Origin of the sequence: Kordiimonas gwangyangensis DSM 19435 = JCM 12864 (assembly GCF_000375545.1) — a bacterium.
GTDB classification, from domain to species: Bacteria; Pseudomonadota; Alphaproteobacteria; order Sphingomonadales; family Kordiimonadaceae; genus Kordiimonas; species Kordiimonas gwangyangensis.
Window position 1 is genome coordinate 983814 of sequence record NZ_AQXF01000001.1, and the last position, 7822, is coordinate 991635.

The 7822-nt window shown below is 59.2% G+C and carries 9 protein-coding genes; 3 read left to right on the forward strand and 6 right to left on the reverse strand.

What is annotated here, in order from left to right; translation table 11 throughout:
• Positions 1–11: 11 nt before the first annotated feature.
• The 3 genes from B150_RS0104720 to B150_RS0104730 all read right to left on the reverse strand — a co-directional run bounded on the left by B150_RS0104720 (position 12) and on the right by B150_RS0104730 (position 2338).
• Entirely contained in the window at positions 12–431 is a 420-nt protein-coding gene (locus B150_RS0104720) for a secondary thiamine-phosphate synthase enzyme YjbQ (RefSeq protein ID WP_020398742.1), read from the reverse strand.
• A gap of 6 nt (positions 432–437) precedes the next feature.
• Positions 438–845, reverse strand: a complete 408-nt coding sequence (locus B150_RS0104725) for an Hsp20 family protein (RefSeq protein WP_020398743.1) — start codon at positions 843–845, stop codon at positions 438–440.
• Positions 846–958: 113 nt separating this feature from the next.
• Positions 959–2338 (reverse strand): SPOR domain-containing protein, encoded by a 1380-nt coding sequence (locus B150_RS0104730; protein WP_020398744.1) that lies wholly within the window; start codon positions 2336–2338, stop codon positions 959–961.
• Between the two features lie 138 nt (positions 2339–2476).
• On the opposite strand from B150_RS0104730, the gene B150_RS0104735 reads away from it, so the two are divergent.
• Positions 2477–3490: an SPOR domain-containing protein gene (locus B150_RS0104735; protein WP_020398745.1), complete on the forward strand. Its 1014-nt coding sequence runs from the start codon at positions 2477–2479 to the stop codon at positions 3488–3490.
• A gap of 9 nt (positions 3491–3499) precedes the next feature.
• Here the strand turns inward: B150_RS0104735 and B150_RS0104740 are convergent, their stop codons facing one another.
• Together B150_RS0104740 and B150_RS0104745 are read right to left on the reverse strand one after the other, a co-directional pair.
• Positions 3500–3865 carry a ribbon-helix-helix domain-containing protein gene (locus B150_RS0104740; protein WP_155859928.1) on the reverse strand — a complete coding sequence of 122 codons (366 nt, stop codon included), beginning with the start codon at positions 3863–3865 and terminating at the stop codon, positions 3500–3502.
• Between the two features lie 17 nt (positions 3866–3882).
• Positions 3883–4587, reverse strand: a complete 705-nt coding sequence (locus B150_RS0104745; protein WP_020398747.1) for a ParA family protein — start codon at positions 4585–4587, stop codon at positions 3883–3885.
• 200 nt (positions 4588–4787) lie between these two features.
• Here B150_RS0104745 and B150_RS0104750 point away from each other — a divergent pair, with 200 nt between their 5' ends.
• A complete protein-coding gene (locus B150_RS0104750; RefSeq protein WP_020398748.1) occupies positions 4788–5906 on the forward strand; it encodes an NAD(P)/FAD-dependent oxidoreductase in 1119 nt (372 codons plus the stop codon).
• A gap of 17 nt (positions 5907–5923) precedes the next feature.
• Positions 5924–6229 carry a DUF1294 domain-containing protein gene (locus B150_RS23605; RefSeq protein ID WP_155859945.1) on the forward strand — a complete coding sequence of 102 codons (306 nt, stop codon included), beginning with the start codon at positions 5924–5926 and terminating at the stop codon, positions 6227–6229.
• 57 nt (positions 6230–6286) lie between these two features.
• Here the strand turns inward: B150_RS23605 and B150_RS0104760 are convergent, their stop codons facing one another.
• Positions 6287–7609, reverse strand: coding sequence for an LCCL domain-containing protein (locus B150_RS0104760; RefSeq protein ID WP_162139650.1), 1323 nt, complete (start codon positions 7607–7609; stop codon positions 6287–6289).
• Positions 7610–7822 lie beyond the last annotated feature (213 nt).

Consider the following 7822-nt stretch of genomic DNA (forward strand, 5'->3'; position numbering starts at 1 on the left):
TTTTATGGCCTCTATTCACCCAGAAGGTGGCAACTGACCGTGCGGCGGTGCGGGCTTGTGCGGTGCTCGAACACATAGACCCCTTGCCATGTGCCAAGGGTTGGGCGCCCGTCCATCACCGGGATGGACAGCGACACATCACTGAGCGCTGCCTTGATATGGGCGGGCATGTCGTCGGGCCCTTCCGCGGTATGCCGGTATAACGCGGGTTTCATCGGTGCCAGACGGTCAAACGCATCCCGAAGGTCGGTTTGCACGTCCGGATCCGCGTTTTCCTGAATGGTCAGGGACGCGCTGGTGTGACGGATGAAAAGCGTGAGCAGGCCTTCACGCATGCCGGTGTCGACAACCCAGGCCGCCAGCTCCCGCGTGAACTCATAAAGCCCAAGGCCGCGAGTGCTGACCTGAATGTTGGTGGTTGCCTGCCGCATGAGGTCTTACCGAATGGGAACGGTGCGCACCAGTTCCTGCGCTTGCGGGCGGGAAAGGTCAATGTGCAGAAGGCCGTGTTCCATGAAGGCGTCCGAGACTTCCATGCCGTCAGCGAGCACAAATTTGCGCACAAACTGGCGGGCCGCGATACCGCGGTGCAGGTAGGCTTTCTCGCCGGCATCGTCTTTCTGCTTGCCGCGGATAATGAGCTGGTTGCCCTCGAGCGCGATATCGAGATCTTCACGCGCGAAGCCCGCAACCGCGAGCGAGATGCGGATGGCTGCATCGCCAATCTGTTCGATATTATAGGGAGGGTAGCCGTCACCCGCGTTTTTCGACACTTTGTCGAGCACGTCCTCAAGTTGGTCGAAACCAAGGAGGAAAGGGCTGTTGAAGATGGACATACGCGACATCGGGTGTCTCCTTGAACAAGCGAAACCGGAAAATGCGGGCCCCGGTGAGAGGCGACCCGCATTCCAGAGTCTGGGCATGGACGGCCCAATATTCAAGGTTAAATCGCGCCTTTTCAGCGATCTGTCGCGGACGGCTCTGCAGCACTTGCGGTGCTGACGTCGCGCACCATGTCGTCATCACCAGCAGGGGCGGTCACTTTGCCTTCGCTTTTTTCCGGCGGGCGGACCCAGCATTCTGTCCCGCGGGAGAGCAGTTCACGGCACAGGTCCCGCGCTTCCGACAGGCTGCCCAGCGGCCCTGCGTTCAGGCGGTAATAGAAGCCGCGCGGCTTGCCTTCCTCACGGTCGCCAAAATCAACTTCGGAGCGCCGTGGCGGGATGCCGTCAAGCAAATCCGCATTGGCGCGGTAAAGGATGGTCCAGCCCCGCATCAGTGCTTTTTCCGTGCGGTAGGCACCAATCTGCAGCGCCCAGCCATGTGGCTCCACAAGCGGTGGCAGTTCGGTCAGCTCGTAATTTGCAGCGTCAACTTTGGCTTCCGGTTCCGGCTTCGGCGCTTCAGCAACCACGACGGTCTCGGCTTTTTCTTCCTCGACTTCAGCTATGACAGGCTGCTGCACAATACGCGCGGCCGCAGCTTCGCGGTCGCTGTTTTCCGCCAGCATCAGGTTGCCAGCTTCTTCCTTGGTCCAGTCCGGTGCGATCACGCCGGTGGTCAGCGCCTGCATGCGCCGCTCAACGGGCAGGCTTGCCAGCGTGCGGTAGAAGGTGAAGGTGTCATCCACGCTTTTTGCGTCAAGGTCGATGCGCGCCATGTTGCGGGCTTCGCGCTCGCGCCCCGCCATCAGGTAGGCCATGGCCAGATTCTGGCGGCCTTGCGCGGTGACTTTATTGCTTTGCGCGAGCGGCTCAAGGATATTGACCGCCGCTTCCGGGTTGCCGGTCATGGCAAACACCAGCGCCATATTGCTGAGGCTGGTGGCGTCCGCGCTATTCTGGAACGCAGCGATGGCTTCACCCACACGGCCAAGGGCGGCGAGTGATATACCGCGGGCCGAAACAACACGGCTGTCCATGGGTGCAAGGCTTGCGGCGCTATCAAGTGCAATGAGTGCTGTATCAAATTTGCCAAGCGCAATGCGGCTTTTGCCAAGCAGGTACCAACCCTCGAAGCCCATACCGCCACGCAGCGCGAGGTCTTCAAGGATATTCTCAGCTTCGTCATAGCGGCCGAGGGCCGCAAGGCTGCGGGCAAGGCCGGTGAGCGCGTAGGGGTTGCCAGTGGTGGTCGCCGCATGCCGGTAGAGAGGGGCAGCGGCGCTATGGTCACCTTTTGCGGAAAGTTCGTCAGCGATGGCGAGAATGCCACCGTTCTGAGCGGGCGCAGCCTGCGGCATGCTTGCCTGAATGTCGCGGTCTGAACCGTTGCAGGCAGCCAAACCAACCATGGCGCTGCCCAGAAGAAGCCGCTTTGCGGATCCAAAATATCTCATAACTGTCTCGCTTTTCAGCGTGGTTTGCCTGATTTACTAAAGGCAAGACTAGCGGACAGCTTTAAAGGAAGCTTTAATTGACGCGTCTTCTTTTACGTGTAATTTCGCTAAAGTTAGCTAAAATTCGAGAAATCTGCCATGGCGATCAAGGCTGCCCTACCCATTCTGCTCCTGACAGCGTCTTTCACGCTGCCACTTCACGCGCAGGAAATCGAGGATGATGCGCCGCCGCCGGTGCCTGTGCAGACCGGTCCAACGCTCGAGCAAGACGAAATTGATGATGCCCTCGCCCTTGTGCGCGAAGGCCAGGTTGATGCTGCGGTCGAGCGCCTGCGCCGCCTTGGTGAACTCGGGAACTCGGACGCTTTTTTCCATCTGGCCGAGATCAACCGCCTCGGTGCCGGCAAGGAAGCATCGGAAGAAGTGGCGCTTATGTATTACCGCTTTGCGGCGCGCCTTGGTCACAAACGCGCGGCGCTTAGTCTGGCTAACATCCTGTTTTTTGAGGGCACCAGCAATGATACCGAGGCCGACTACAAGGAGGCCATCGATATCTGGCAGCAATATTCACTCGAGGGTGACGCTGAGGCCATGTATCTCCTCGGTATGGTTTATTGGAACGGCGAGGGTGGCGTATTGCCAGACCCCGTGCGGGCTTACGGCCTGATGCACCGCGCGTCGGCGCTGCAATATGCGCCCGCGCTTGAGGCGGAACCCGCGATGCGGGAGCAACTCAGCCTCGATGCCCGCGCCAAGGCGCTCGAATACTCAGAACAGATTGCAGTCACCGGATTTGATGACAAGCCGCTGGCGCTTGAGCTGGTGACGGACGATGCGGACACCATCATAAAAACTTATGAGGAAGCGCGCGACAAACGCGAGAAGCCGGAGGACTGGAACACAGTCTGGCACCTTGAGGTGGGCTTCGCGATGAATGAAGAAGATATAAAGAAGCTTCAGGCGCAGATTATCGCGAACCCCAAGACCGATGTGCAGGATATGTTCTCGGACGTGGTAGATAACGCGAACAGGGAAGGGCTCTACCGGCTGGTGTTCGGACCCGTCGCCTCCATGCAGGAGGCCGTGCGCCACTGTGTTGCGCTCAAGCGCGCGGGGCATGACTGTTTTGCCAAACCCCCGCGCGAGGAATAACGCCACAGCCTAGTGCCGGGCGCTGTCCTTGTTCTCCTGCTGCAAAAGGCTCTCGACCGCCTCCTCCATCAGCGACTGTTGGCTCACGCCTTTTTCTTCGGCAAGCGTACGCAGCGCGCGGTGGGTTTCGCGCATCAGCCGCAGGGTCTTGCGTTGGCGTGCCGGTTTCTGGCCCTCCGTGCGCGACCGTTTTGGGGCCGCTTGCTCGCTTGTACGCGCTTTCGCTTTTACGGTTGAAACCTGGATGGGCTTCGGCGGCGCGGGCGGTGTTGCTTTCACTTTTGGCGGCAGAAGGACCAGTTCGCCCGCCTTGCGCTCCACCTGCCGCGTGCTGTTGCGGCTGATCAGGGATGCGCTCAGGGATGCCATCGTCATTCTTTGACCCTTTCGTCTTAAAACTGCGGTGCTGCACTGAAGGCGCGTGTGCCAAATGCTGCGCGGTGTACCGGCGTTGCCTTGAAGCTGGCTTTGACCGGCAGGCGCTTGATGCGGTCGTCCACATAAGCCCATAGGGCGTCAATTTCTTCCGCGGACTTGCCGCCAGGTGCAGCTTCCATCACGGTGCGGCCGTCAATCATGCTGGCGGCAAAATCCTGCCGGTTGTGGATGATGGTGGGTGCGACAGTGCCATGCTGCGACAGCGCGATGGCGGCCTCGCCCGTGAGTTTCGCCCGTGCAGTTGCGGCGTTCACCACAAACACCAGCGGCTTCTCCGCACGCTCCACAAGGTCAACGGTGGCGCCGGCTGCACGCAGGTCATGCGGGCTAGGCCGGGTGGGTATCACCACAAGGTCGGCTTTCTGAATGACCGCCTGAATAGAACGGGTGATGGCGGGCGGCGTGTCGATAAACACCAGCTTGATGCCGCGCTCGCGCAGCATCTGCAGGTCCTGCGCCAGCGAGCCGATGGCCACACGCGCAAAATACGGGCCGCCTTCCGTGCGCTCGGCCCACCAGTCGGAAAGGCTGCCTTGCGGGTCTGTATCAATGAGTGCGACGGGCCCAGCGCCCGCGCGTTCTGCGGCCACACCAAGGTGACCTGTGAGGGTGGTTTTGCCTGACCCCCCCTTTTGTGACGTGACGGCGATAACGCGCATCTTTAGTCTCCAAATTGCCTGATCGGGAGTGTTTTCACCGTCGAGTCTTAACCGGTGCCGGTAAAAGTGGCCTTAAGGATTGCGCGGCTTTTTCGCCTAATGTTCTGATAATAAATGATAAAATTTAATCGATTTGCATCGGCTATTTCTTGCGGCGCGGAAGCGGTGGCAATAGCATGGGGGACCGGCGGGGGAAAATCATGGAACAGGTCGAATGTGTTGTCATCGGTGCTGGCGTTGTGGGCCTTGCCACTGCCCGCGCCCTTGCGCTCACTGGTCATGAGGTGCTGCTCCTTGAAAAGGAGGCTGATTTCGGCACCGGCATTTCCTCCCGCAACAGCGAAGTCATCCATGCCGGGATCTACTATCCGGCGGGTAGCCTGAAGGCGGACCTGTGCGTACGCGGGCGCGACATGCTTTACGCCTATTGCCGTGAGCATCATGTGCCGCACCAGCGTATTGGCAAGCTGATTGTGTGCGGCCAGGATCAGGACGCCGCGCAGCTTGACCTGATCCTCGAAAAAGCGAGAGCGAATAACGTGCATGACCTTGAGCGCCTGTCGCCAGATGACGTGGTGGCGCTTGAACCAGCCCTTGGGGCCCGTGCCGCGCTCCTCAGCCCATCGACAGGCATTGTCGACAGCCATGCCTTGATGTTCTCGCTTCTGGCGGATTTCGAGAATGCAGGCGGCACCTTTGTGAAACATGCCGAGGTGCAGCGAGGTGAGGCGACGGGCGGTGGCACGCTTCTTCACATCAGTTCGGGTGATGAGGCGGACACTATCGAGTTGCACTCACAGTGGGTCATCAATGCGACCGGGCTCGGTGCACAGGCGCTTGCTTCAAGATTTGATGCCATGCCGGGCGCGGCCATACCAAAGGCATATTATGCGCAGGGAAACTATTTCGCCTATAGCGGAAAGGTGCCGTTTGGGCGGCTCATTTATCCGTTGCCGGAGCCCGGCGGCCTCGGCGTTCACCTGACACTTGATCTAGCGGGCAGTGCCCGGTTCGGGCCGGATGTGGTCTGGTGCGAAACGCCGGACTTTGTGGTGAGAGCCGAGCGCCGGGCGCTGTTTGCTGCGGCCATCAAGCGCTACTGGCCCGGCGTGGTTGAGGACCGGCTGCAGCCCGCTTTTGCCGGCGTGCGCCCGAAAATCGTGCCGCGGGGGGGCGGGGAACAGGATTTCATCATTGCGGGACCAAGTGAGCACGGCGCGCGCGGCCAGATCCATATGTTTGGTATTGAATCACCGGGCCTGACCTCGAGCCTCGCCATCGCGGACTATGTTTCAGCGCTGCTAGAGCGAACTGCGTGACAGAATTTTATGACAAAATGCTGGTCGCAATCGCATGCCTATACGTCGCTTTCAGCCTGTTGACCTTTTTGGTCTATGGCTTCGATAAGATGGCAGCGATCCGGAGGGGATGGCGGGTGCGAGAGGATACACTTCATATGTTTGGCATCCTCGGTGGGTGGCCGGGGGCTATTTTGGCGCAGCGGCTTTTGCGACATAAAACCCGTAAGCGGTCATTCCGTAGCACCTTTTGGGGCACTGTGTTTATCAATTGCGCGGCTTTGGTCTGGCTTCTGTCGCCCTTTGGTGCGGCGTGGGCGTACCGGAATTTTGGCGGGCTATAGGTATTGGTGCTGGCGGGAACCGGTGCCGCACGTGGCGACACCGGCAAATCTTTTGCTCTATTTAAGCTTTTCGACCAGCTCAATGCTGTAACGACCATAGTCGGTAAAGCGCTCGGACGTTACACCGTTCGCGGTCGTGCCCTGGATATAGGGGCGGTCCTTGTAGCGGCGGTAGGTAATCTTGACGACACCTGCCTCGCCTTCCTTGAGCACCCCTGCATGAATGGCTGTGAGCGCAATGTTTGAATCTTCGTCATATTCGCCCGCGCCGAAGACTCGTGCGCCCTCACGTGGTGTCGCTTCAAGGATCACATTGGTGTAGGTGTTCTGGTTCATGCGCATGTCGCGGAAGCGGCTTGGTGCCATACCTGCGCTGTGTTTGGTCGCCAGTTCCCGGAGTGCATTGTCATGGGCCGTGATTTTCTCGACGGCAGCTTTTTTGGCGGCAGTTGCTTCACCATCCTTCTCCATCTGGATAGTCCAGCGGTCGCGGCCGCCTGCTTGCAGAACGCCGTCTTCGCCCATGGTCCAGACTTCGTTCATATAGATGTTCAGCGCCTTGTGGGTGTTGCTGCGTGCGCGGATTTTGACGGATTTCCCATCATCTGACACGGTGAATCCAGCGTTCACAGGCACGCTGTCGACCGGATTATCCTGCACATACAGTGTCATGGGCACTACGCCGGTTGCCTCATCGCCTTCCGGGAAGGTCATTTCAAGCCCGGCGGTGGCCCTACCGTCACGACCGGTATGCACGCCGCCATTGCGCATCATCGGGCCGGAGGCCGTCCAGGTGCCTGTGAGAAACTTGCGGAAGGCAGCGATACGCTCAGCTTTTTCTGCTGCGGCCCTGGCGATGGCAGCCTGGCGTTCTTCCTCAGCCTTCACCAGCGCGTCTTCATAGTCTTTCTTGAAGGTCGCGGCCTCGTCCGTGCCTTCAAAGGCATAGGAGCCTTCGGCATATTGGCTGAGCGCATTGCCTTGCACGCGGGTGATGTCGAACCGGTCAGAGCTGACGGTCCAGCTGTCGCCTTTGAGCCGCGCCGATGAGATGAGCGTGCCCTTAAGCTCCTGCCCCTTCTCATAGAGTTTCTTCAGCACCACCTTGTCGTCATAGCGCGCGACCGGCATGACAAAATCGTCGGTGAATTCGAGTGTGATGTTGGACCGGTTGCGGATCAGTGGCTCGACTTGCGTGCCTGCATTTTCGGTTACCAGAATTTCCACATCGGCGACTTCAAGCCCACTTGGCAGGGTGAAGGCTACGGCGTTCTTGATGTCATCTTCACTTGGTTGATCATTGCCACTGGAACATGCGGCAAGGGTGACAAGGATCAAAGTGCTAATTGCGGCCTTTGACCATTTCATCCACTGGTTCATGATTTCCCCCATACTTCGCTTAAAAGGTCATCCGATTAAGGCCGCCCCATGCTGAACCAAAAATGAACAGGGACAGCGCCCGTGAACCCCGTGCTGCACGGACAAGTGTGCAACTACCTCATTTCACATATGAATTCGTACGATAGCACCTGCTGGGGCAATGGCAACCCATTGTACCGTGACATATTAAGGTGATAGGCGTGCCGGGGGGTG

Coding starts and splice junctions, on each gene's coding strand:
- B150_RS0104735 (WP_020398745.1), top strand. CDS start 2,477: ATGGCGATCAAGGCTGCCCTACCCATTCTGCTCCTGACAGCGTCTTTC.
- B150_RS0104750 (WP_020398748.1), top strand. CDS start 4,788: ATGGAACAGGTCGAATGTGTTGTCATCGGTGCTGGCGTTGTGGGCCTT.
- B150_RS0104725 (WP_020398743.1), bottom strand. CDS start 845: ATGTCGCGTATGTCCATCTTCAACAGCCCTTTCCTCCTTGGTTTCGAC.
- B150_RS0104730 (WP_020398744.1), bottom strand. CDS start 2,338: ATGAGATATTTTGGATCCGCAAAGCGGCTTCTTCTGGGCAGCGCCATG.
- B150_RS0104760 (WP_162139650.1), bottom strand. CDS start 7,609: ATGAACCAGTGGATGAAATGGTCAAAGGCCGCAATTAGCACTTTGATC.
- B150_RS0104720 (WP_020398742.1), bottom strand. CDS start 431: ATGCGGCAGGCAACCACCAACATTCAGGTCAGCACTCGCGGCCTTGGG.
- B150_RS0104740 (WP_155859928.1), bottom strand. CDS start 3,865: ATGACGATGGCATCCCTGAGCGCATCCCTGATCAGCCGCAACAGCACG.
- B150_RS0104745 (WP_020398747.1), bottom strand. CDS start 4,587: ATGCGCGTTATCGCCGTCACGTCACAAAAGGGGGGGTCAGGCAAAACC.
- B150_RS23605 (WP_155859945.1), top strand. CDS start 5,924: ATGCTGGTCGCAATCGCATGCCTATACGTCGCTTTCAGCCTGTTGACC.